This window comes from Actinomycetospora aeridis (assembly GCF_037400275.1).
Taxonomy (GTDB): Bacteria; Actinomycetota; Actinomycetes; order Mycobacteriales; family Pseudonocardiaceae; genus Actinomycetospora; species Actinomycetospora aeridis.
In genome coordinates this window covers 670,359-692,067 of sequence record NZ_JBBEGL010000004.1, presented here as the reverse complement: position 1 = coordinate 692,067, position 21,709 = coordinate 670,359, and the positions used below count along the sequence as shown (strand labels likewise).

At 73.7% G+C, this 21,709-nt stretch carries 23 protein-coding genes, 1 tRNA gene and 1 pseudogene; 9 read left to right on the top strand and 16 right to left on the bottom strand.

What is annotated here, in order from left to right:
* Positions 1–21 precede the first annotated feature (21 nt).
* On the bottom strand, positions 22–240 hold the full coding sequence (locus WCD41_RS17925) for a hypothetical protein (RefSeq protein WP_337714803.1): 219 nt from the start codon (positions 238–240) through the stop codon (positions 22–24).
* Between the two features lie 96 nt (positions 241–336).
* Positions 337–867: a GNAT family N-acetyltransferase gene (locus tag WCD41_RS17920; RefSeq protein WP_337714802.1), complete on the bottom strand. Its 531-nt coding sequence runs from the start codon at positions 865–867 to the stop codon at positions 337–339.
* A 146-nt stretch (positions 868–1,013) separates the two neighbouring features.
* Between WCD41_RS17920 and WCD41_RS17915 the strand changes: the two genes are divergently transcribed.
* Positions 1,014–1,547: a hypothetical protein gene (locus WCD41_RS17915; protein WP_337714801.1), complete on the top strand. Its 534-nt coding sequence runs from the start codon at positions 1,014–1,016 to the stop codon at positions 1,545–1,547.
* On the opposite strand, the gene WCD41_RS17910 is transcribed toward WCD41_RS17915, so the two are convergent.
* Positions 1,531–2,022 (bottom strand): YajQ family cyclic di-GMP-binding protein, encoded by a 492-nt coding sequence (locus WCD41_RS17910; RefSeq protein ID WP_337714800.1) that lies wholly within the window; start codon positions 2,020–2,022, stop codon positions 1,531–1,533. The genes WCD41_RS17915 and WCD41_RS17910 overlap by 17 nt on opposite strands.
* 108 nt (positions 2,023–2,130) lie before the next feature.
* Between WCD41_RS17910 and WCD41_RS17905 the strand changes: the two genes are divergently transcribed.
* Positions 2,131–2,214, top strand: a tRNA-Tyr gene (locus WCD41_RS17905).
* Positions 2,215–2,302: 88 nt separating this feature from the next.
* Here the strand turns inward: WCD41_RS17905 and WCD41_RS17900 are convergent.
* Together WCD41_RS17900 and WCD41_RS17895 are read right to left on the bottom strand one after the other, a co-directional pair.
* A complete protein-coding gene (locus WCD41_RS17900) occupies positions 2,303–2,692 on the bottom strand; it encodes a VOC family protein (protein ID WP_337714799.1) in 390 nt (129 codons plus the stop codon).
* 30 nt (positions 2,693–2,722) lie between these two features.
* Positions 2,723–3,127: a VOC family protein gene (locus WCD41_RS17895; protein WP_337714798.1), complete on the bottom strand. Its 405-nt coding sequence runs from the start codon at positions 3,125–3,127 to the stop codon at positions 2,723–2,725.
* Positions 3,128–3,198: 71 nt separating this feature from the next.
* On the opposite strand from WCD41_RS17895, the pseudogene WCD41_RS17890 reads away from it, so the two are divergent.
* A pseudogene (locus tag WCD41_RS17890) lies at positions 3,199–3,588 on the top strand (GNAT family acetyltransferase); the annotation flags it as partial.
* Positions 3,589–3,600: 12 nt separating this feature from the next.
* On the opposite strand, the gene WCD41_RS17885 reads toward WCD41_RS17890, so the two are convergent.
* The 4 genes from WCD41_RS17885 to WCD41_RS17870 form a co-directional block, all read right to left on the bottom strand.
* A complete protein-coding gene (locus tag WCD41_RS17885) occupies positions 3,601–5,409 on the bottom strand; it encodes a GAF domain-containing SpoIIE family protein phosphatase (RefSeq protein ID WP_337714797.1) in 1,809 nt (602 codons plus the stop codon).
* A 163-nt stretch (positions 5,410–5,572) separates the two neighbouring features.
* Positions 5,573–6,205 (bottom strand): maleylpyruvate isomerase family mycothiol-dependent enzyme, encoded by a 633-nt coding sequence (locus WCD41_RS17880; RefSeq protein ID WP_337714796.1) that lies wholly within the window; start codon positions 6,203–6,205, stop codon positions 5,573–5,575.
* 11 nt (positions 6,206–6,216) lie between these two features.
* The gene (locus tag WCD41_RS17875) at positions 6,217–7,197 is read right to left on the bottom strand and encodes an anti-sigma factor RsbA family regulatory protein (RefSeq protein WP_337714795.1); all 981 of its coding nucleotides are present in this window, start codon (positions 7,195–7,197) and stop codon (positions 6,217–6,219) included.
* A 164-nt stretch (positions 7,198–7,361) separates the two neighbouring features.
* Positions 7,362–7,682, bottom strand: coding sequence for a P-II family nitrogen regulator (locus tag WCD41_RS17870; RefSeq protein WP_337714794.1), 321 nt, complete (start codon positions 7,680–7,682; stop codon positions 7,362–7,364).
* A gap of 100 nt (positions 7,683–7,782) precedes the next feature.
* Here WCD41_RS17870 and dprE2 point away from each other — a divergent pair, with 100 nt between their 5' ends.
* Positions 7,783–8,523 (top strand): decaprenylphospho-beta-D-erythro-pentofuranosid-2-ulose 2-reductase, encoded by a 741-nt coding sequence (dprE2, locus tag WCD41_RS17865; protein ID WP_337714793.1) that lies wholly within the window; start codon positions 7,783–7,785, stop codon positions 8,521–8,523.
* Positions 8,524–8,597: 74 nt separating this feature from the next.
* Here dprE2 and WCD41_RS17860 read toward each other — a convergent pair whose 3' ends face one another.
* On the bottom strand, positions 8,598–9,593 hold the full coding sequence (locus WCD41_RS17860) for an aldo/keto reductase family protein (RefSeq protein ID WP_337714792.1): 996 nt from the start codon (positions 9,591–9,593) through the stop codon (positions 8,598–8,600).
* Between the two features lie 291 nt (positions 9,594–9,884).
* Between WCD41_RS17860 and WCD41_RS17855 the strand changes: the two genes are divergently transcribed.
* Positions 9,885–10,070, top strand: a complete 186-nt coding sequence (locus WCD41_RS17855; RefSeq protein WP_337714791.1) for a hypothetical protein — start codon at positions 9,885–9,887, stop codon at positions 10,068–10,070.
* Between the two features lie 6 nt (positions 10,071–10,076).
* Here WCD41_RS17855 and WCD41_RS17850 read toward each other — a convergent pair whose 3' ends face one another.
* The 5 genes from WCD41_RS17850 to WCD41_RS17830 form a co-directional block, all read right to left on the bottom strand.
* A complete protein-coding gene (locus WCD41_RS17850) occupies positions 10,077–10,406 on the bottom strand; it encodes a helix-turn-helix domain-containing protein (RefSeq protein WP_337714790.1) in 330 nt (109 codons plus the stop codon).
* Between the two features lie 60 nt (positions 10,407–10,466).
* Positions 10,467–11,813: an alpha/beta fold hydrolase gene (locus tag WCD41_RS17845; RefSeq protein WP_337714789.1), complete on the bottom strand. Its 1,347-nt coding sequence runs from the start codon at positions 11,811–11,813 to the stop codon at positions 10,467–10,469.
* 84 nt (positions 11,814–11,897) lie between these two features.
* Complete coding sequence (locus tag WCD41_RS17840) at positions 11,898–13,049, bottom strand: CaiB/BaiF CoA transferase family protein (RefSeq protein ID WP_337714788.1); 1,152 nt, start codon at positions 13,047–13,049, stop codon at positions 11,898–11,900.
* A gap of 221 nt (positions 13,050–13,270) precedes the next feature.
* Entirely contained in the window at positions 13,271–15,427 is a 2,157-nt protein-coding gene (locus WCD41_RS17835) for a 3-hydroxyacyl-CoA dehydrogenase NAD-binding domain-containing protein (RefSeq protein WP_337714886.1), read from the bottom strand.
* Positions 15,428–15,484: 57 nt separating this feature from the next.
* Positions 15,485–16,693: an acetyl-CoA C-acetyltransferase gene (locus WCD41_RS17830; protein WP_337714787.1), complete on the bottom strand. Its 1,209-nt coding sequence runs from the start codon at positions 16,691–16,693 to the stop codon at positions 15,485–15,487.
* A 144-nt stretch (positions 16,694–16,837) separates the two neighbouring features.
* On the opposite strand from WCD41_RS17830, the gene WCD41_RS17825 reads away from it, so the two are divergent.
* The 4 genes from WCD41_RS17825 to WCD41_RS17810 all read left to right on the top strand — a co-directional run bounded on the left by WCD41_RS17825 (position 16,838) and on the right by WCD41_RS17810 (position 20,659).
* Complete coding sequence (locus WCD41_RS17825; protein ID WP_337714786.1) at positions 16,838–18,592, top strand: GMC family oxidoreductase N-terminal domain-containing protein; 1,755 nt, start codon at positions 16,838–16,840, stop codon at positions 18,590–18,592.
* Positions 18,589–19,344 carry an acetoacetate decarboxylase family protein gene (locus WCD41_RS17820; protein WP_337714785.1) on the top strand — a complete coding sequence of 252 codons (756 nt, stop codon included), beginning with the start codon at positions 18,589–18,591 and terminating at the stop codon, positions 19,342–19,344. Before WCD41_RS17825 ends, WCD41_RS17820 begins: the two co-directional genes overlap by 4 nt.
* Entirely contained in the window at positions 19,341–19,940 is a 600-nt protein-coding gene (locus WCD41_RS17815; protein ID WP_337714784.1) for a TetR/AcrR family transcriptional regulator, read from the top strand. Before WCD41_RS17820 ends, WCD41_RS17815 begins: the two co-directional genes overlap by 4 nt.
* Before the next feature lie 68 nt (positions 19,941–20,008).
* Positions 20,009–20,659 (top strand): TetR/AcrR family transcriptional regulator, encoded by a 651-nt coding sequence (locus tag WCD41_RS17810; RefSeq protein WP_337714783.1) that lies wholly within the window; start codon positions 20,009–20,011, stop codon positions 20,657–20,659.
* A 7-nt stretch (positions 20,660–20,666) separates the two neighbouring features.
* Here the strand turns inward: WCD41_RS17810 and WCD41_RS17805 are convergent, their stop codons facing one another.
* Complete coding sequence (locus WCD41_RS17805; protein WP_337714884.1) at positions 20,667–21,707, bottom strand: LLM class F420-dependent oxidoreductase; 1,041 nt, start codon at positions 21,705–21,707, stop codon at positions 20,667–20,669.
* Between the last annotated feature and the right edge of the window lie 2 nt (positions 21,708–21,709).

Here is a 21,709-nt window from a genome sequence, read left to right as displayed (position 1 = left end):
GGCGGGTCCGCCGCGTCGGTGTCACGCGGGCGAGTCGGGGACTGTGCCGCGTTCGAGCTCCGGCCAGGGGTACGGACGGGTCCGGCCGGGCGCCGGCAGGACGCGCGGTTCCCCGTCCCCGCCGACGGTGCCGACGACGATCTCGCCGGTCGGTGCCGGCGGCGGGTCGGTCGTCGCGGGGCCGAGCGGCAGGGCCACGAGCAGGGCGACCACCGCGAGCCACGACCGTCCGGACGTCATGCCTCGACACTGCTCGGTTGTCGGGGCGCGGGGCTCCGGGATGACCCTGACGTCTCCCCGGAGAGACACGGGCGCAGCGGACGCGGTCGTCCCGCTCTACGCGTACTGGCCGGCCGTGATCAGTCGGCTGGCGTAGAGGTGGGCCGGGACGCGGTCGCCGCGGCCGGTGTCGTGCATCGCGCTGCCGATCCGGTGCCAGCCGAGGCGCTCGTAGATCGCGATCGCGACGGTGTCCTTGACCATCACGTCGCCGACGACGTCGAGCGCGTGCCGCGTGGCCCAGTCGGTGAGGGTGCGGGCGAGCCGCGTGCCGAGGTGGTGCCCGCGACCCGCGGGGGCGACGAAGAGGCGGGCGCCGACGACGGTGGTGGCGACGTCCCCGCCGAGCTGCGCCCACGCCTCGACCGCGGCGATCGCGGGCTGCGCGGTCATCGCGAGGGCGTGGCCGACGACGGCGTCGTCGAGCGTCGCGACCCAGGCGCGCAGGGTGCCGGGCGGGGTGAGCCAGGTGCGCGGCTCGGCGACCCCCTCGACGGGGTAGCCGTCGGCCCGGTGCACCTCGACCAGCGCGGCGGCGAGGGCGTCGAGGTCGGCGGGACGACGGTCACGGACCGCGGCGACGGCCATCGGCACTCGATTCGTCGGAGCCATTCTGGGGGCGGCAGAATGTCACCGTGGGGTGCGTCTCTGCTACCACTCGTGAGGTGTTGCGGCGCCCGTTCCCGACATTTTAACCTTCTGGATCCGTCGACGACGCGGAAGCGCGGGGGATCATGGTGAATGCGCCCGGGAAATGGGGCTGGACCCACGCCGTCTTCGCGCTCTGCGTGGTCGTCGAGGCGATCCTGCTCTACGAGCTCGTGGTGGCCCCGGGCGCGCCCGCGGAGCTGATCGTCGCCGTCACCGCCGTGCTGGTCGTCGCCCTCGTGGTCCCGCGGCTGGCCGACCTCGTGTCGATCAAGCTGCCGGGTGGGGTCGAGGCCCAGCTCAAGGAGGTGACCTCCGAGCTCGAGCGGACCAACGACCGCCTGGACTCCCTGTTCGCGATCTCGATGTCCCCGTGGCAGTGCGAGAACCTCGAGAAGCTCGCGAGCGGCCACTTCGGTGACTACGTCATGTCCGGCGGCCTCGACAATGACCTGCGACACCTGCGCAGCCACGGCTACGTCCACGTCGAGGGCATCCGCGCCATTCCCCAGCGCGGTGAAAATCTCTCCGAGTTCGTCGAGATCACCGAGGCGGGGCGACGGTTCGTCGCCCTCCGCGCCTCGGTGGACCCGGGCGCGCCGGTCAGCGGTAGTTCGTGAACTGCAGCGCGATCTCGAAGTCGCGCTCCTTGAGCAGCGAGATGACGGCCTGCAGGTCGTCCTTCTTCTTGCCCGTCACGCGCAGCTGGTCGTCCTGCATCTGGGCCTGGATGCCCTTGGGGCCCTCGTCCCGGATGACCTTGGAGATCTCCTTGCCCTTGTCCTTGCTGATGCCCTGCACCAGCGAGCCGGTGACCTTGTAGGTCTTGCCGGAGATCGCCGGGTCGCCCACGTCGAAGGCCTTCAGCGAGATCCCCCGCTTGATCAGCTTCTCCTTGAAGACGTCGATCGCCGCCGTGCAGCGCTCCTCGGTCTCGGCGCTGATCGTGATGGCCTCCTCGCCGGCCCAGGTCACGTCGGCGCCCGTACCGCGGAAGTCGAAGCGCTGCGAGAGCTCCTTGCTCGCCTGGTTGAGCGCGTTGTCGACCTCCTGGCGGTCGACCTTGCTCACGACGTCGAACGAGGGGTTCGCCATGATCGTCCTTCCTGACGGGTCGGCTGACGCTCGTCGGGCCCCGCCTGCACCGGCGGACCACCCGGGTCTGTAGTCTCTACGACGTCATCCTGCGGGGTGGCACACCCTGGCGGGTTGCCCGAGCGGCCAATGGGAGCGGACTGTAAATCCGTCGCGAAAGCTTCGAAGGTTCGAATCCTTCACCCGCCACCACCAGGCCCATCGCCTCGCTCACCAGCGACGATGGGCCTTCTTCATGCCCGGGTGACGAACTGCGGCCCGGTGCAGGGGCCCGTGACCGTCAGCGGCCCGGCGCGAGCTCGGCGAGCGAGAGGTTGTTGCCGTCGGGATCGAGGAACCAGGCGATCCGCGCACCGCCCGGCGCGGTCCAGATGCCGCGCTCGTCCTGGTCCATGAACTCGTAGCGCGTGAACGCCACGCCGCGGGCGGTGAGCTCGTCGACGGCCGCGGCGATGTCGGGCACGGACCAGCCGAGCACCGTGTAGGGCGCCGCGGCGGGCTCCGGGACCTCGGTGATCCGCAGCATCGTCCCGCCGACGTCGCCGACCAGCGCGAACGGCCGCTCGTCGGAGAGATCGAGGCCCAGCACGTCGCCGTAGAAGCGCTGCGCGGCGTCCAGGTCCGAGACCCCGACGAACCCCAGGAGACCGGCCGACCCGAGTGCGCCCACGCCGCTCAGCATCCTCCGCGGGGCAAGACCTCAGCCGACGATCTCGTTGAGCGCCAGGATGTTGCCCTCGGAGTCGTACAGCCACGCCGAGCGCACCGGGCCGTAGTCGGTGATGACCCCCTCGGCGCGTCCCGCGCGACCCGCGAACGACCCGCGCTCGCCGCCGGGGTCGTGGAACGCCACGCCGCGCGCCATCAGCTCGCCCACGACCTCGTCGAGATCCGTGACGAGGAACGCGACCACCGGGTGGGCGGTGGGACGGCGGTCGGGGATCTCGGTGAGGACGATCCGGGTGCCCTCGCCGGCAGCGAACATCATCGGGTCGTCGCCGGGGCCGGAGAGCATCGTCAGCTCGAGCACGTCGCGGTAGAAGGCGCGGGCGCGGTCGCCGTCCGCCGCGGGGAGGACGGGGTTCAGCGGGAAACGGGACAGCACGGTTCCTCCTCGGGCTCGGTGGAGTCGAGTGCACCGGCAGGAGCGGACAGGTCCGGTCCGGGTCTACGGTCATGTCGGTGATCGACACCCTGCCGCCCCACCGGTGCACCGAGGCCGTCGCCCTGTGGCACGCCGCCGGGCTGACCCGTCCGTGGAACGACCCGGGCGCCGATCTGCGGCGGGCGCTCGACGGGCCGTCGTCGACGGTGCTCGCCACTACCGTGGAGGACCGGCTCGTCGGGACGGTCATGGTGGGTCACGACGGGCACCGCGGCTGGCTCTACTACCTGGCGGTCGCCGACGACCACCGCGGCCGAGGCCTCGGGCGCGCACTCGTCACCGCCGCCGAGCAGTGGCTGGCCGGGGACGTGCCGAAGATCCAGCTGATGGTGCGCGACGACAACGCCGCGGCGGCCGCGTTCTACGCGCGCCTCGGGTACGTCCGCCAGGACGTCGTCGTCCTGGGCGACGGCTCAGCTGAACCCCAGCACCATCACGACCGTGTCGTCGACGCCGCGCCCGACCCGGTCCATCACCGCGTCGGCGAGCCCCTGCGGGCCGAGGTGGCGGTGGTCGGCGGCGACGCGGCGCAGCACCTCGATCTGCTCGTCGGCCTCGGTGCCGCGCCGCTCCACCAGCCCGTCGGTGTAGAGGAGCAGGAGGCTGCCCGCGGGGATCGCGATCTCGCTGTCCCGCCGGGTCTCGACGAGGCCGCGCGGGAGCCCGAAGAGCCGCCCGTGCTCGTCGAGGAGCTCGGTGGTGCCGTCGGGACGCAGCAGGATCGGCGGAGGGTGCCCGGCGTTGACCCAGCTCATCGACCAGCGGTCGCTCTCCCGCCGGCGACGCAGGACGGCCACCACCGCCGTCCCGGCCGCGTGGAGCCCGACGCCGGCGTTCGCGGTCTCGAACGCGTGCACGATCGCCGAGGGCGGGCCGCCGGCGCGGTCCCACTCGGCCTGCCGCAGCATCGACCGGACCTGGCCCATGCGGATCGCGGCGTCGAGCTCGTGGCCGATGATGTCGCCCACCGAGACCGCGACGACCGTGTCGTCGTCCTGGTCGGGCAGGGACGACACGTCGAACCAGTCGCCGCCGACGTACTCCTCCGCGTCCGCGGGCTCGTAGCGGGCCGCCAGTGCCAGACCGTCGACGGCCGGGATGCGGGTCAGCAGGGCCTGCTGCATCTCGCGCGCGACGGTGACCCGGTGCTGGACCCAGGAGACGTGGTCGATCGCCTGCGCTGTGTAGGCGCTCGCCGTGCTGACCAGGAGCAGGTCGGCCGTGGTGAACGGGCGGGGCTGGCGCCAGCCCAGGACCAGGGCACCCCGCGCGGCGCGGGCGCCGACGACCGGTGCCGCGACCACGGCGTGCAGGCCGAGTGTCCGCAGGCGACGGCGGGCCGACCCGGGGAAGTCCCGGTCGAAGCTCTCCCGGTCCGGGTAGTGCAGCACGCGCCGCTCGCGCACGGCCCGCGCCGGCGGCATGTCCTCGTCGCGGCCGAGCCCGGCCCACGGGCTGTCGGCGCCGTCGCGGTCGTGGAAGCCGCGGAACACCCCGTCCCCGTCGGCCACGAGCAGCGACACGTGGTCGGGTTCGAGCCCGCCGCGGGCCAGGATGTCGAGGCCGGCCCGGACGTCGTCGAGGGTGACGCTGTCGGCCACGGACCGGGAGAGCTCCAGCAGGGCCTGGCTGCGGTGGAACGACGTCCGCAGCGAGTCCTCGAGCTCGTCGCGGCGCGCCCGCTCGCGGTCGGCGTCGACCCGGGCCAACCGCAGCCGCAACGTGCTCGAGCACCCGGTCGCGAGGTCCCGCAGCGCCTCGAGCTCCTGCTCGCTCCAGTCCCGGGGCTGGTCGTCGATCGCGCACAGCGAGCCGAGGACGCGGCCCGATCCGTCGGTCAGGGGCATGCCGGCGTAGGCGACGACGGCGAGGTCGCGGACGGCGAGGTTCTCGGCGACCCTCGGATCGGAGCGGGCGTCCCGCACCACCAGGGGCTGCGCCGACGCGACCACGTGCTGGCAGAACGAGTGCGTCAGCGGCGTGCGCCGCGAGGTCGCGTAGGGCTCCCCCAGGCCGGCGGCGCCGGGGAACACCTGCTCGTCCGCGCGGACGAGCGAGACCAGGGCGACGGGGACGCCGAGCCAGCGCCGGACGCGCTCGCCGAACCAGTCCATCTCGGGGTCGGACTCCGCCCCGAGCCCGGACGCGGCCAGCGAGGCGAGACGCTCGGGGTCGGCGAGGTCCTGGCAGCCGTGCGCCGTCGCGAGCAGCTCGTCGCTCACCGCCACCCCTCCAGCGATGTGCTCGCTCCGTCCCGTCGGCAGCCCTGGCGGGCGGGCACGAGCTTACCGGCGGACGGCGGTGGCCACCGGCTCCTCGGACAGTGCGCCCGTGTGAGTGGAGATACGGACACTCACCGTCTGCGGAGCCACTCCGCGGACACGGCTACAGGCGCGCGGCGAGCTCGGCGACGCCGGGGCCGTCGAGGGCGGGCAGGCCGGCGGAGCGGCCGGTGGCCACGAGGAGCAGGTCGCCCGCCGGGCCGCGGAGGTCGCGGTCGCCGTCGCCGTGGGACCAGTCCGTGTCGGTCGCGACGAGGTGCAGGCCGGCCAGCCGCTTCGGCGCGTCGTAGAACGAGGTCGAGAGCACGAAGTCGAGTGCGGGGACCGCGCGTTCCGGCGCGATCGGCAGGGTCCTGCGCAGGGGACGCGTGAGGTCCTGGCCGTGCACGAGGATGTCGACGAGGGGGTCCATGGGCTTCGCGCCCATCGGGCGCTGCGTCCACCCCGCCGACTCGCGGAACTGGGAGATCAGCTCGGCCGGGGAGTACTGCGCGGCCCGGGCGCGGGCGGAACGGTCGATGAACGCGTTGATGTCGAAGCGCGCGGCGAGCACCCCCCGGAACGCCTCGAGCCGCGACAGCCGCGAGGTCAGCGTCAGGTGCGCGACGAGGGTCTTCACCGTCCACCCGGTGCACAGGGACTCGTCGTCCCACTCCTCGGGCGCGAGCTCCTCGAGGACGTCGGCCAGCCGGAGGCGTTCGGACGTGATGGCGGCGTGCAGTGCGGCGCTGTCCACGCCCCCAGAACCTAGCCTCGCGGTCGGTCCAGGTACATCGTCATCCGGACGGTCGTGCCGCCGTCCCGCGCGCTGTGCAGCCGGACGAGGTCACAGAGCCGGTGGGTGAGGAACAGGCCGTAGCCGCGGCCGTCCGCGTCCTCGGGCGGGTACCGGCCGACGAGGGGGTCGTCGATGTACCCCGCGTCCTGGATCTCGGCGACCACGCGGTCGTCGGTGTGCCAGAGCGAGAGGATCCCCGGGCCGTCGGTGTGGACGACGGTGTTCATCGCGACCTCGTGGACGGCCAGGCACAGGTCGACGATCCGCTCGGACGACAGGCCGGCGCCGGCCGCGTGGTCGGCGACGGCCCGCCGGACCGCGCGGGGGCCGTGGGGAGCCGTGTAGACCAGCGTCTCGCCGAGGTCGGGCGGCTCGTCCAGGGGCCCGAGCACCGCCTCGGCGAGCTTGGCCGGGTCGCCGAACGTCGTGTTCGGCACGGGCGCGCCGCCCTCGACGAGCAGCGGGTGCGCGGCGCGGGCGTCGGCGGCGGTGTCGGCGTCCATCGTCCGCGTGTCGTAGGGACACAGCATCGTCACCGGGCGGCCGGCGAACGCGACGTTGGTCAGCGCGTCGTGCTGCAGGTAGGCCGCGCGCTCGTCCGCCGGACGGGCCGGCCAGAAGCCGCCGCCGACGGCGCGGATGCGGCGGTCCGGGTGCCCCTCGACGAAGCGGTGCAGCGCGGGCACGAGCCGGGCCGGGTTGGGTCCGAGACGCCGCACGTCCTGCAGGACGACGGCGCCCGCGTCGTCGCCGAGCGCCTCGCGCACCGGGCCGAGCTCCTCCGCGGGCAGGGCGACGACGATCGCGTCCTCGGCCTCGAGGCCGGTCCGGACATGGTCGACGACGGTCGCGACGAACTGCTCGTCGCTGTCGTAGAAGAGCGCGGCGTGCTCGAACACGGGCGCGCCGTCACCGCGGCGATGACGTCCGGTGTCGTCCGACGTGCTCACCCCCACCATCACTCGCCGATGGCTTCGTCCCGCGGGGTCCCCCGAGTCCCCCGACCGGACCGATACTCGTCCGATCATGCACGCTCGCGACAGCGTGTGCCGCTCAGCGGGAGGGGCGTTGCGGCAGACGGTCCCCGCACTGCTCACCTCGGGTCACCCGGACCTCACACCGCGTCCTCGCCGCGCTCGCCGGTGCGCACCCGCAGGACGGTGTCCACCGGCGTGACCCAGAGGCGCCCCTCGGGGTGCACCGCCCCGGCGATCTCGTCGAGCACCCGGTCGACGAGCTCGTCGTGGACGATCGCCTCCAGGCGCAGGCAGGGCGCGAAGACGTCCCGGAGGACCTGCCCCCGCTGCACCGTGCGCTGGCCGTTGCCCGGTCCGAGGACCTCGGCGACGGTCATGCCCAGCACCGCGTGCCGCTCGAGCGCCCGGCGCGCCGCGTCGAGCGCGTGGGCCGGGATCATCGCGTGCACCGTCTTCACCGCACGTCCTCCCGTCGGTCGCCGTGACGCTACGGGCCCGGACGTCCCGGGGCGAGGACCGTCTTCCTACGCTGCCGCGGTGCCCGCGCAGACTTCTCCCGTGGTCCTGGTCCTCGGCGGCCGCAGCGAGATCGGGGTGGCGCTCGCGTGCCGCCTCGCGACGTCCGGGCGGGCCGGCACGGTCGTGCTGGCGGCGCGCCGGGCCGACGACCTCGTCGCCGAGACGGCGGCGGTCCGCAGTGCCGGCGCGGAGGTGGCGACGGTCGAGTTCGACGCCGACGACCTCGCGGGCCAGCCCGCCGTGCTCGACGCCGTGGAGGCCGCGCACGGCCTGCCCGACACCGTCGTCGTGGCGTTCGGCGTGCTCGGTGACCAGGCCCGCGCGGAGCGCGACGCCGCGCACGCCGCCGCGGTCGTCCACACCGACTTCGTCGCCCAGGTCGCCGTGCTCACCGAGGTCACAGCCCGGATGCGGGCCCGGGGCCGCGGCGAGATCGTCGTGTTCTCATCGGTCGCCGGGGTCCGCGTCCGGCGGGCGAACTTCGTCTACGGCGGGGCGAAGGCCGGCCTCGACGGCTACTGCTCGGGGCTCGCGGACGCCCTGCACGGCAGCGGTGTGCACCTGACGCTCGTGCGCCCCGGCTTCGTCGTCGGGCGGATGACCGCCGACAGCGGCCTCGACCCGGCGCCGTTCTCGTCGACGCCGGGCCAGGTCGCCGACGCCACGGCCGACGCGCTCACCGCCGGGCGCGACGTCGTGTGGGTGCCGGGCGTGCTGCGCCTGCTCTTCACCGCGATGCGCCTGCTCCCGCGCTGGGCGTGGCGGCGGCTGCCGCGCTGAGGTGCCCTGCGGGCATGTGAGCACTTTCGCGTGCTCCAGCACGCGAAAGTGCTCACATGGGCCGGAGGCCCACCTCAGCGGTGGGTGATCGCGGGGGAGGCGCCGGGGCCGAGCTGCTGGCCGGTGACGGGCACGTCGCCGAGGGCCTCGTCGATCGCCGCGAGGGTGTCGGCCGTGAGCTCGATCCCGGCGGCCGCGGCGTTGGCGTGCACCTGCTCCGGCCGGGACGCGCCGACGATCGCCGACGCCAGCTCGGAGCGGCGCAGCACCCACGCGAGGGCCATCTCGGCCATCGACAGCCCGGCGCCCTCGGCGATCGGGGCGAGGCGCTGCACGGCCTCGAGCGTCCGGTCGGTGAGCTTCTGGCGGATGAAGCCGTTCATCTCGTCGCTGGCGGCCCGGGAGTCGACGGGCACCGGCTCGCCGGGCCGGTACTTCCCGGTGAGCACGCCCTCGGCCATCGGCGACCACACGATGTTGGCGATGCCGAGCTCCGCCGTCGTCGGGAAGACCTCGGCCTCAGGGGCGCGCCACAACATCGAGTACTGCGGCTGCGACGACACGATCCGCACGTCGTCCGGGCACGCCTCGATGCCTGCCCGAATCTGCTCCGGGGTCCACTCGCTGACGCCGAGGTAGCGGGCCTTCCCGGCGCGGACCACCTCGGCGAGCGCCTCCATCGTGTCCTCGATCGGCGTCTCGGCGTCGAAGCGGTGGCACTGGTAGAGGTCGACGTGGTCGGTCCGCAGCCGCCGCAGCGACGCGTCGACCTGCTTGTGGATCTGCTCCGGCGACAGGCCCCGGTCGGTGTCCGACATCGGGAAGTAGACCTTGGTCGCGAGCACGTAGTCCTCGCGCCGGTAGTCGGCGAGGATCGCTCCCCACGCCTCTTCGGCCGCCCCGCGTCCGTAGACGTTGGCGGTGTCGAAGAACGTGATGCCGGCGTCGAAGGCCGCCCGCGTGCAGGCGGCCGTGGCGTCGGCCTCGACGCCGCCGGAGTAGGTCAGCCACGAGCCGAGGGAGATCTCGGACACCTGCAGGTCGCTCGATCCGAGCTGGCGAAGGCGCACCCCCGTACCGTAGGAGCCCGCGCCCGTCACGGCCTGCGCAGAGATCGACACTCCCGGTCATCGGAAGCGCAGCGCCGATCGGCGCAGGCCATCGACCGGTCGACGGAGGTTCCTGTGGCCGACGTGTGAATTCCCGCGACAGCGGGTTCCGCCCCCCAGCGCGACTGGCACGATGGTGTCACGAGCTTGCGAGAGGCCCCGACGTCCCGCGGCACCGATGCCGCGATGTCGTGAGGGTCTCGCCGGGGCAGGGGCCCGGTCCGTCGCACCGCCGAACGCCGTAGGGGATTCGTGAACGTGTTGCTGGCGCCGCTGCGCCCTCTGGCCGATGTCCTCGACCTGACCGCGGAGGCCGTCGCCGCCGTGGGCACCGTGTCGGTCGCCGCCCTCGGGCTGGTGCTCGCGCGCGTCGAGATGCCGGAGGAGCGCGGGCACGTCAGCCACCTCCGGGTGGTCGGGCGGCCCCCGCAGACCTGACGCGCGTCAGGCCCCGCCGCGTTCGCGCAGGAGGCCGTTGAGCGTGCGCAGCTCGTCGCGGATCTCGGTGAGCAGCCCCGGGATCTCGTGGCTGCGCTCCCAGTGCGGCGTGAGGTCGACGCCGAGCTCGCCCAGCTCGCTGTCGTAGAGCTCCGCGAGCAGCGTGCGGTACGGCTCGTCGGGCACGGTGCCGTTCTCCCAGCGCGACAGCTGGGTCTTCAGGCTCGCGGCGCTGGCGACGTCGACCTCGCCCCGCTCGGCGAGCTCGCGCAGCCTGGCCACCGCCGTGGTCTGCGACCAGCCCCGCTCACGACGGGCATCGCGCAACGAGACCACGCCGTCACAGTAGACGACCGCGGCGACAGGTCGGGGTGAAGCAGGCCGGTCCCCGGAGCGTCAGCGGCGGGGTGAGCGTGACGCCCGCTTCGGCGCGGGCAGGCGCGTCGACCGGCGGGCCGGGGCCCGCGGCGGAGACGGGGTGTCCTGCTCGGCGTCCCCGTCCTCGGCCGGGGCGGGGGCCGGGGCCGGGGCCGGACGCAGCGGCTCCACGGCGGCGCGCGGGCGTGACTGCGCCGGGCGCAGCACCCGGCGGCTGCCCGGGCTGCCGCCCTCGACGGTGGCCGGGGCGTCGTGGTGGTCGAGGAACTCGCACAAGCGCGCCCACGTCGTGCCCTTGGCGCCGCGCCCGGTGAGCACCCCGAGGTGACCACCCGGGGCCGTCGTCAGGCGGGTGTCGGCGCGCGTCAGACGCCGCGCCCCGGCCCGGACGGCGCGCGGTGGCACGACCCGGTCGGTCTCGCCGGCGACGAGCAGCGTGGGGCGGCGCAGGTCGGACAGGTCGACCACGCGGTGCCCGACGGGCACGCGGCCGGCCTCCAGATCCTCGGGCGCGACCATGGCGCGGAAGTACGCGCCGATGAACCGGGACTGGTCGCCGACGATGGCGCGCAGGTCGTCCACGGCCTCGAGCTGGGCGAGGAACTCGCGGTCGTCGAGGCGGGCGATCATCGTCAGCGGAGCGGTGAGCAGCTCGTCGAGCGACCCGAGCCCGAGCGCGCGCAGCAGCCGGGGCAGCGGCATGAGGGCCAGCAACGTCTGCACCGTCGCGAGCACGGGGCCACCGGCGGCGACGGCGAGCGGGCGCGCCCCGACCACGGGCGGCACCTCGTCGAGCGCGAACGGCGTCGCGATGCCGGTGACCGAGCCGATGGGGAGGTCGGGGTGGCCCGCGGCGCTGAGGACGGCGTGCAGGCCGCCGATCGACCAGCCCACGAGGTGCACGGGCGCGCCCTGGTGTGCGTCACTGACCGTGCGCACGACGTGGGGGAGGATGTCGTCCACCCAGCGCTCGAGGTCGGCGGGCCCCGGCGAGATCGCGGCGCCGTGGCCGACGAGGTCCTCGTCGTCGACCTGGTACACCGGCCGGCCCTCGCCGACGAGGTGCTCGACGAGGCTGTTGCCGCGTCGCAGGTCGAACGCCACCCCGCACGCCCCCAGCGGGGACACCAGCACCACCGGCGAGCCCCGCAGCCGCGCCGTGGGGTGCACGGCGTAGCGGTAGGTGCTCACCGACCCGGACCGCGCGAGCCCGTGCGCCCGCCCGATCCCGTCGGCGCCGACCTCGCCCGGTCCGGTGTCGAACGCGGTGCGCGGCATGCGGCGCAGGTCGGCCAGCGGGCCCTCCAGGACGCGCGAGCGCATGTTGCCCACGGCGCGCCACGCCCCGGCCGGGGTCAGGATCACGGTGCTCCCCTTTGCGCTTCGCGCTCGTGCGCGCTTGTCCGTGCTCTGGCACGGACAAGCGCGCACACGGCCGGAGGCCAAAGCCTAGGTCTGGTGGACGACCCCCGCCTCCTGCAGCTTCGCGATGCGGTCCGGGTCGACGCCCCAGTCGGCCAGCGCCTCGGCGGAGTGCTGGCCCGGCGCGGCCGGGGCCGTCGGCGTCGCGCTCGGGGTGCGGCTGAAGCGCGGGGCCGGCGCGGGCTGGCGCACGCCGAACGCGTCGACGAACGTCCCGCGGGCCTTGTTGTGGGGGTGCTCGTGGGCCTCGTCGAGATCGAGGACCGCGGCCGCCACGGCGTCGGTCGGCTCGAGGTCCGCGGCCCACTCGTCACGGGTGCGGGTCGCGAACACCTCGGCGATCCGCGCGCGGAACTCCGGCCAGCGCGCCATGTCCCACTGGTTCGCGGCGACGTCCTCGTCCTCGAGGCCCAGGCCCGTCATGAGCTCGGCGTAGAACTGCGGCTCGATCGCCCCGACCGCGATCCACCCGCCGTCGGCGCAGCGGTAGTGCTCGTAGAACGGGGCGCCGCCGTCGAGGAGGTTCTGCCCCCGCGGGTTGGGCCACAGGCCGCCCGCGCGCATGCCGTGGACCATCGCCATCTGCAGCGCGGCGCCGTCCACGATCGCGGCGTCGACGATCTGCCCGCGGCCCGACGTCGCCCGCTCGACCAGCGCGCCGAGGATCCCGACGACCAGCAGCATGCCGCCGCCGCCGAAGTCGCCGACGAGGTTGATCGGGATGCCCGGCGCCCCGTCGGGACCCTCGATGTGGGCGACGACGCCGGCGGTCGACAGGTAGGTGAGGTCGTGCCCCGCGCGCGGGGCGTTCGGGCCGTCCTGGCCCCAGCCGGTCATGCGGCCGTAGACGAGGCGCTCGTTGCGGGCGTGGCAGTCGTCCGGACCGAACCCGAGCCGCTCCGCCACCCCGGGCCGGTAGCCCTCGAGCAGGACGTCGGCGTTCTCGACGAGGTCGAGCAGCACCGCCAGGCCCTCGGGGGACTTGAGGTCGAGGGCCACCGACCGCCGCCCGCGGGCGAGCACGTCCTTGCTCGCGTTGCCGATCGAGAGCCCCCGGCCCCCGGCCGGCCGGTCGACGCGCAGCACGTCGGCGCCCATGTCCGCGAGCATCATCGCCGCGAACGGGCCCGGCCCGATCCCGGCGACCTCGATGACCTTGACGCCGTCCAGCACACCCATGGGGCCCTCGTCCTCCTCGTGGTCACGCGGTCCGGCGCGAGCCTACGAGACAGTCAGCCCTGACGGTATGGGTGCATGCTGCCCCGTTCGTCGGCCCGGCGAGGGCCGTCTGCGCGCGCCCGGAAACAACGAACGGCGCTCTCGCTGCATCGGAAGCAGCGAGAGCGCCGTTCGTTCGTCGAGGGCGTGCGCAACCGGGCGTGCCGGCTACGACGGGCGGGTCACTCCCCGCGCAGGGACTGGCCCTTCTCCGCCTTGTCGACCAGCGACGCCGGCGGGGCGAAGCGGTCGCCGTAGGCCTTGGCGAGGATGCGGGCGCGCTCGACGAACCCGGGCAGGCCGCCGGGGTAGCCGTCGATGTACTGCGCCACGCCGCCGGTCCAGGCGGGGAAGCCGATGCCCATGATCGAGCCGATGTTGGCGTCGGCGATGGTGTGCAGCACGCCCTCGTCGAAGCACTTCACGGTCTCGAGGGCCTCGGCGAAGAGCATGCGCTCCTGCATGTCCTCGAACGGCAGGTCGCCCTGCGCCGCGCCGAACTCCCCGGACAGGCCCGGCCAGAGTCGCGTGCGCTTGCCCGACTCGTCGTACTCGTAGAACCCGGCGCCCGAGGAGCGGCCCTTGCGTCCGAGCTCGACCATCCGGTCGACGATGGCGTCGGACGGGTGCCCGACCCACGTGCCGCCGGCGGCCTCGACGCCCTTGCGGGTCTCCTCGCGGATGTGCTGCGGCAGCGTCAGGGTCAGCTCGTCCATCAGCTGCAGCGGCGGGGCCGGGTAGCCGGCCTGCGACCCGGCCTGCTCGATCGACGACGGCGCCGCGCCCTCGCCGAGCATCGCCACGGCCTCGTTGATGAACGTGCCGATGACGCGGCTGGTGAAGAAGCCGCGGCTGTCGGAGACGACGATCGGGGTCTTCTTGATCTGCAGGGCGATGTCGATCGCCTTGGCCAGCGTGGCGTCGCTGGTCTTCTCGCCCTTGATGATCTCCAGGAGCGGCATCTTGTCGACCGGCGAGAAGAAGTGCAGGCCCACGAAGTCCTCGGGGCGGTCGACGCCCTCGGCGAGCCCGGTGATCGGGAGCGTCGAGGTGTTCGAGCCCAGCACGGCGTCGGGCGCCAGGTGGGGGAGGATCTCGCCGAAGACCTGCTTCTTGAGGTCCGGGCTCTCGAAGACGGCCTCGATGACGAGGTCGGCACCCGAGGCGGCCGAGGCGTCGGCGGTCGGCGTGATCCGGGCGAGGACCTCGTCGGCCTTCTCCTGCGTCGACTTCCCGCGCGAGACGGCCTTCTCAAGGATCTTCTGCGAGTACGCCTTGCCCTTGTCGGCGTTCTCCTGCGAGACGTCCTTGAGGACGACCTCGAGGCCCGCCATCGCGCACGAGTACGCGATGCCCGCGCCCATCATCCCGGCGCCGAGCACGACCACCTTGCGGGCGGTGTGCTTCTCGTAGCCGTCGGGGCGCGAGGCGCCCTTGTTGATGGCCTGCAGGTCGAAGAAGAACGCGCGCGTCATGTTCGTCGACACCTGCCCGCAGGCGAGCTCGGCGAAGTAGCGCGACTCGATCTTGCCGGCGTTGTCGATGTCGACCTGCGAGCCCTCGACGGCCGCGTCCATGATCAGGTACGGGGCCGGCATCGGGGCGTTCTTGAGCTGCTTGCGCAGGTTGGCCGGGAACGCCGGGAGGTTCGCGGCGAACTTCGGCGTCGACGGCGTGCCACCGGGGATCTTGTAGCCCTTGACGTCCCACGGCTGCACGGCCTCGGGGTTGTCCTTCACCCACTGCTTGGCCGTCGACAGCAGCTCCTCGGGGCTGTCGACGACCTCGTGGACGAGGCCCGCCTCGAGCGCGGCGCGCGGGTTGCGCTGCTGGCCCTGGAGCAGGACGTTCATGAGGCCGTCGGCCAGGCCGAGCAGGCGCACGACGCGCACGACGCCGCCGCCGCCGGGCAGCAGGCCGAGCGTGACCTCGGGCAGCCCGATCTTCGAGCCCTTGGCGTCGAGGGCGATGCGGTGGTGGCAGGCCAGCGCGATCTCGAGCCCGCCGCCCAGCGCCGCGCCGTTGATGGCGGCGACGACCGGCTTGCCGAGGGTCTCGAGGCGCCGCAGCAGCCCCTTGATCTCCTGGGACTGGTCGAAGACCTTCTGCGCGTCGGCCTGGGTGTACTTGACGAGGTCGTCGAGGTTGCCGCCCGCGAAGAAGGTCTTCTTCGCCGAGGTCAGCACGACGCCGGTGATCGAGTCCTTCTCCGCCTCGAGACGCTGCAGCGTCTCGGCGAAGTCCTCGCCCCACTTGGCGCTCATCGTGTTGGCCGAGGCGGTCGGGTCGTCCATCGTCAGCGTGACGATGCCGTCCCCGTCGGCCTCCCACCGGAACATGTTCTCGGACACTGCTCTGGCTGCTCCTTCGTGCTCGTCGGTCGGTTCCGGGGGTGGTCAGACGCGCTCGATGATGGTGGCGACGCCCATGCCGCCACCGATGCAGAGCGTGACGATGGCGCGGCGCAGATCGCGGCGCTCGAGCTCGTCGACCATGGTGCCGACGAGCATGGCGCCGGTGGCGCCCAGCGGGTGGCCCAGCGCGATGGCGCCGCCGGCGACGTTGGTGCGCTCGTGCGGGAAGCCGAGGTCCTTCATCAGCTTCATCGGCACGGCGGCGAACGCCTCGTTGATCTCGAGCAGGTCGATGTCGTCGACGGTCATGCCGGCCTTGGCCAGGACCTTCTCGCAGGCCGGCGTCGGGCCGGTCAGCATGATCGTCGGGTCGGCGCCGGAGACGGCGGTGGCGACGATCCGGGCGCGCGGGGTGAGGCCGTTCTGCTGGCCGGCCTCCTCGGTGCCGAGCAGCACGAGCGCGGCGCCGTCGACGATGCCCGAGCTGTTGCCCGGGTGGTGCACGTGGTTGATCGACTCGACCCAGTGGTACTTCTGCAGCGCCACGGCGTCGAAGCCGCCCATCTCGCCGATGCCGGCGAACGACGGCTTGAGCCCCGAGAGGCCCTCCATCGTCGTCTCGCGGACGTGCTCGTCGTGGTCGAGCACGACGAGGCCGTTGCGGTCGACGACGGGCACGATCGAGCGTTCGAAGGCGCCGTCGGCCCACGACTTCGCGGCGCGGGTCTGCGACTCCAGCGCGTAGGCGTCGACGTCCTCGCGGCTGAAGCCCTCGAGGGTGGCGATGAGGTCGGCACCGATGCCCTGCGGGACGAACGAGGTCTTGAAGTTCGTCTCCGGGTCCATCGCCCAGGCCCCGCCGTCGGACGCCATCGGGACGCGGGACATCGACTCGACGCCGCCGGCGACGATGAGGTCCTCGAACCCGGAGCGGACGCGCTGCCCGGCCTGGTTGACGGCCTCGAGGCCCGAGGCGCAGAAGCGGTTGAGCTGCACGCCGCCGACGTGGTCGGGCAGGCCCGCGGCGATGGCCGCGGTCTTGGCGATGTCGCCGCCCTGGTCGCCGATCGGGCTGACGCAGCCGAGCACGACGTCCTCGATCTTGTCCTGGTCGAGCGACGGGTTGCGCTTGCGCAGCTCGTCGATCAGGCCGACGACCAGCGACACCGGCTTGGTCGCGTGCAGCGATCCGGTGGCCTTGCCCCGGCCGCGTGGGGTGCGGAGGGCGTCGTAGATGTATGCCTCGGTCACGGGTGAGTCCCTTCGCGGATGCGAGCCGACTGCTCTCAACAGTCATCATGGACTGTTTTGTGTGCGTGTCAACGTGCCCTACTGGCGAGTAGGGAGGTCCGGCTCTCGTTGACACGCTGCCAACGACTCGCGAGGGTTGGCGGCGTGATCCACGCTCCGGCCGTCGACTACGACGTCATCGTGGTGGGGTCGGGCTTCGGCGGCGCGGTGAGCGCCCTGCGCCTGACCGAGAAGGGTTACCGCGTCGGGGTGCTCGAGGCGGGCCGCCGCTTCGCCGACCACGAGTTCCCCGCCACCTCCTGGCACCTGCGCGACTACCTCTGGGCGCCCTGGGCCCGCTGCTTCGGCATCTTCCGGGCGAACCCGCTGCGCGACGTCCTCGTCCTGTCGGGGGCCGGCGTCGGAGGGGGCTCGCTCGTCTACGCCAACACGCTCTACCGACCGCCGCGCACGTTCTACGACGACCCGCAGTGGGCGGACATCACCGACTGGGCCGACGAGCTGGACGCCCCGTACGACCAGGCGTCCCGCATGCTCGGCGTCTCGACCTACCCGCGCGTGTCGCCCTCGGACGCCGTGATGCGCGACGTCGCCGAGGAGATGGGCGTCGGTCACACCTACCGGGCCGCCGACGTGGGCGTCTTCTTCGGTGCCGCGCCCGGGCAGGAGGTGCCCGACCCGTTCTTCGGCGGCGCCGGACCGGCGCGCCACGGCTGCCTGCACTGCGGCGAGTGCATGACCGGCTGCCGCCACGACGCCAAGAACACGCTGGTCAAGAACTACCTCCACCTCGCCGAGGCGGCCGGGACGCGCGTGCACCCGATGACGACGGCGACGGCGATCCGCCCGCGCGACGGCGACCTGTCCGGGGCGTCGGGCTACGAGGTCGAGGTGCGCGCCACCGGCCGCCCCGGCGGCCGCCGCACCCTGCGCGCCGGGCAGGTGGTCGTCGCCGCCTCCGCGCTCGGCACCCAGCGGCTGCTGCACCGGCTGCGGCGCTCCGGCGACCTGCCCCGCATCTCCCCGCGGCTCGGCGAGCTCTCGCGGACCAACTCCGAGGCGATCCTCGCGGCGCGCACGGCCAGCGAGGCCGCCGACTACACCCGCGGCGTCTCCATCACCTCGTCGATGCACCCCGACGAGCACACCCACGTCGAGCCGGTGCGCTACGGGCGCGGGTCGAACCTGCTGGCGCTGCTCTCCGCGGTCCTCGTCGACGGCACCGCCGCCGCGGACGACGCCACGCTCGGCGCGCGGGGGCCGTCCTGGCGGCGGATCGCGGGCGAGCTCGTGCGCTCGCGGAAGCGGCTGTGGGCGCTGCACCGGCCGCGGCACTGGGCCGAGCAGTCGATCGTGCTGCTGGTCATGCAGACGCTGGACAACTCGCTGACGCTGCGGCCGCGGCGCCTCCTGCCCGGCCTGCGCTCGCGCCCGGGCGCCGGCACGCCCAACCCGGCGTGGATCCCGGCCGGCCACGAGGTGTCCCGCCGCGTGGCGCGGCGGATGGGCGGCTTCCCCGTCGGCGCGAGCTCGACGCTGGTGAACCTGCCGGTGACCGGCCACTTCCTCGGCGGCGCCGTGATCTCCGAGACGCCCGCGACGGGCGTCGTCGACCCCTACCACCGGCTGCACGGGCACCCCGGCGTCCACGTCGTCGACGGCTCGACGGTGCCGGCGAATCTCGGGGTCAACCCGTCGCTGACGATCACCGCGCTGGCCGAGCGGGCGATGTCGCTGTGGCCCAACCGCGACGAGACCGACCCGCGCCCCGCCCCCGGTGCGCCCTACGAGCGCGTGACGCCGGTGGCGCCGCACCACCCCGCCGTGCCCGCGGACGCCCCCGGCGCGCTGCGCACGGGCACGGACCTCCCGACCCCGACCTTCGGAGTGAGCTCGTGACGACCTACCCGCCCGAGCCCTGGACGCTCGTCGGCCGCATGGACCTTTCGATGTTCGTCGTGCCGACGGAGACCCTGCCGACCGCGACCTGGCCCGACGACTGGCGTCCCCTCGCGCTCGGCGGGCGCACGCCGGTCGGGGCGGCGTGGGTGGAGTACGCGCCCGGCGGGGTCATGAGCTACCGCGAGCTGCTCGTCGCGGTGGCGGGGCGGGTCGGCCTGAGCGTCCGCCCGCACATCGTCGCGATCTGGGTGGACAGCCCCGCCTCGCGCGACGGCGGGCGCGAGCTGTGGGGCATCCCGAAGGGCCTCGCGACCTTCACGGGCTTCGACGAGGGCGCCCCGTCGATGACGCCCGAGGGCGCCGAGCGGCCCGCCGCCCGCGCGTTCCTGCGCCACGGCCCGCGCCTGCCGGGCCGCCCGCGCGTCGGCTTCACCCTCGCCCAGGACCTCCACGGCCGGCGCTGGGAGAGCCCGGTGACCACCCGCGCCGGGCTGGGGGCGCTGCACGCCGACTGGCGCTTCGACGTCGAGGGCCCGCTGCAGTTCCTGGCCGGCAGGCGCCCCGTCGTCTCGGCGACCCTGCACGACTTCGCGATGCTGTTCGGGATGACGCCGACCGACCGCGAGCGAGTGGGTCAGCCTGGCGGCCACGGGCGGCACGAAGCGGAGCGAGAGCTGCCGCGCCGGAGGCGTGACACAGACGTTGAACGTCAGGAAAGCCCCCAGCTCGGTACCGCGACACACCGATGACCGCCCCCACGCGCGGCCGGCGCCTCGACCCGGACGCGCGGCGCGAGGAGATCGTCGCCGGCGCCCTGCGCCTGTTCGCCGACCACCCGTACGCCGCGGTCTCCACCACCGACCTCGCCCGCGAGGCCGGCGTCGCGCGCGGGCTGATCAACCACTACTTCGGCACCAAGCGCGGGCTCTACCTCGAGGTCGTGCGCCGCCTGACCACGATCCCCGAGGTCGCGGTCGCCGAGCTGCCGCCGGGCACGGTCGTCGTGCGCGCCGGGGCGGCGGTGGACTGGTTCCTCGACGCCGTCGAGCGCCACCGCGGTCTCTGGCTCTCGGTCGGCACGGGCGCCGCGGGCGACATCGACGTCGACGCGATCCTCGCCGAGGCCGACGAGATCGCCGCCGACCGCGTCCTCGCCGCCCTCGCCCCCGACGCGCCCGACGACCCCTACCGGGCGCGGGTGCGCTCGTTCTTCGGTCTGGTGCGCTCGGCGTCCCGGGAGTGGCTGGTGCGCGGCACGCTCGACCGCGCCGGCACGCGGGCGCTGCTCGTCGACGTCCTGCTCGCCGTCCTGGACGGTCCTGCCCGCTCAGACAGTCAGGTTTGACCGTTCGCGGTCCCGGCGGCACGATCGTCGGCGACAGGGTGACCGGGGAGCAGACGGGAGGGGGCGAGATGGTGAGCAGCCGTACCGCTGCCGAGCCGGAACGACGGTCCCGCGAGCAGCGGACGTCCGACAGCCGCACGCGCATCCTCGACGCCGCCGTGGCCTGCCTCGTGGAGTCGGGCTATGCCGGCACGACGACGCTGACGATCCAGAACCGCGCCGGGGTCTCCCGCGGGCGGCTGCTGCACCACTTCCCGTCGAAGGAGAACCTGCTCGTCGCGGCGGCCCAGCACCTGGCGACCAGCCGCTTCGCCGAGGACGGCCTCGCCCGCGCCGACCTCCCCGCCGCGGACGTCGACGCCGACGCGCGCCTCGACCGGGCCGTCGAGGTCATGTGGTGGACCTACCAGCAGGCCTACTTCTGGGCCTCGGTCGAGCTGTGGACCGCGGCGCGCACCGACCAGTCCCTCGCCGCCGCGCTCCTGCCCGCCGAGCGGCGGCTGGGTGCGGCCATCCGCCAGACCGTCGACGCGTTCTTCGAGGACTACGCCGACCCGGCGCGGGCCGCGCTGCTGCGCGAGACGCTGCTGACCAGCATGCGCGGCGTCGCGCTGACCTACGGGTTCGACCCACGTGACCCGCGGACCGACCCGCACCTCGAGCAGTGGAAGCAGCTCGCCCGCATGCTGCTCATGCCCGAGGGCGGGTCGACCGGCTAGGAACCCGTCAGAGCAGCGACTTCAGCGTCTCCAGCGACGCCTTGACGGTGTCGTGGTCCGGCTCCAACGGCGCGATGTTGAGCTGGGTGACGCCGGCGGCGGCGAACTCGCGGACCTGCGCGGCGACCTCGTCCTCGCTGCCGATCAGCGACACGGCGTGGACGAGCTCCTCAGGCACCTTCTCGGCCGCCTCCTCCTTGCGGCCCGCGAGGTAGAGGTCCTGGATCTCGGCCGCCTCGTCGGCGAAGCCGTAGCGCGCGGCGAGGTCGTTGTAGAAGTTCTTGCCCTTCGCGCCCATCCCGCCGACGTAGAGCGCGAGCTGCGGCCGCACGTGCTCGCGCAGCTTCCCCGCGCCCGGGCCGACGGCGAACGGCACGTTCACCGACGTCTGCAGCTCGCCGAGCGACGGGTCGCGACGGGCCTTCCCGGCCTCGAGCGACGCGCCCCAGACGTCGTGCGCCTTGCCGGGGTGGAACCAGATCGGCTCCCACACCTCGGCGAGCTCGGCGGCCATCTCCACGTTCTTCGGTCCGAGCGCCGCCAGCATGATCGGGATCTGCGCCCGCACCGGGTGGTTGATGATCTTCAGCGGCTTGCCGAGGCCCGTGCCCTGCTCGGGCGGCAGCGGGATCGTGTAGTGCTTGCCGGAGTACTGCACCTTCTCGCGGCGCCAGACCTGTCGGCAGATCTCCACGATCTCGCGGGTCCGGCCCACGGGGGCGTCGTACCTGACCCCGTGGAAGCCCTCGATGACCTGCGGTCCCGAGGCGCCCATGCCGAGCACGAACCGGCCGTCGGAGACGTAGTCGAGGCCGGCGGCGGTCATCGCCGTCAGCGACGGGGTCCGCGTGTAGATCTGCACGATCCCGGACTCGATGTGCACCCGCGAGGTGCGCGCCGCGATGTAGCCGAGCTGGCTCACCGCGTCGAAGCTGTAGAGCTCCGCGACGCTGACGGCGTCGAGCCCGATCTCCTCGAGCTCGACGAGCTTCTCGACGGTCTCGCGGAAGCCGCCCTGGGCGTAGGCGATCCCCATCCCGACCTTCATGG

Excerpts from the sequence above, each read along its gene's own strand:
- WCD41_RS17840 (WP_337714788.1), bottom strand. The coding sequence starts at position 13,049 with ATGGGTGTGCTGGACGGCGTCAAGGTCATCGAGGTCGCCGGGATCGGG.
- WCD41_RS17815 (WP_337714784.1), top strand. The coding sequence starts at position 19,341 with ATGACCGCCCCCACGCGCGGCCGGCGCCTCGACCCGGACGCGCGGCGC.
- WCD41_RS17805 (WP_337714884.1), bottom strand. The coding sequence starts at position 21,707 with ATGAAGGTCGGGATGGGGATCGCCTACGCCCAGGGCGGCTTCCGCGAG.
- WCD41_RS17910 (WP_337714800.1), bottom strand. The coding sequence starts at position 2,022 with ATGGCGAACCCCTCGTTCGACGTCGTGAGCAAGGTCGACCGCCAGGAG.
- WCD41_RS17915 (WP_337714801.1), top strand. The coding sequence starts at position 1,014 with ATGGTGAATGCGCCCGGGAAATGGGGCTGGACCCACGCCGTCTTCGCG.
- WCD41_RS17925 (WP_337714803.1), bottom strand. The coding sequence starts at position 240 with ATGACGTCCGGACGGTCGTGGCTCGCGGTGGTCGCCCTGCTCGTGGCC.
- WCD41_RS17920 (WP_337714802.1), bottom strand. The coding sequence starts at position 867 with ATGGCCGTCGCCGCGGTCCGTGACCGTCGTCCCGCCGACCTCGACGCC.
- WCD41_RS17835 (WP_337714886.1), bottom strand. The coding sequence starts at position 15,427 with ATGTTCCGGTGGGAGGCCGACGGGGACGGCATCGTCACGCTGACGATG.
- WCD41_RS17810 (WP_337714783.1), top strand. The coding sequence starts at position 20,009 with ATGGTGAGCAGCCGTACCGCTGCCGAGCCGGAACGACGGTCCCGCGAG.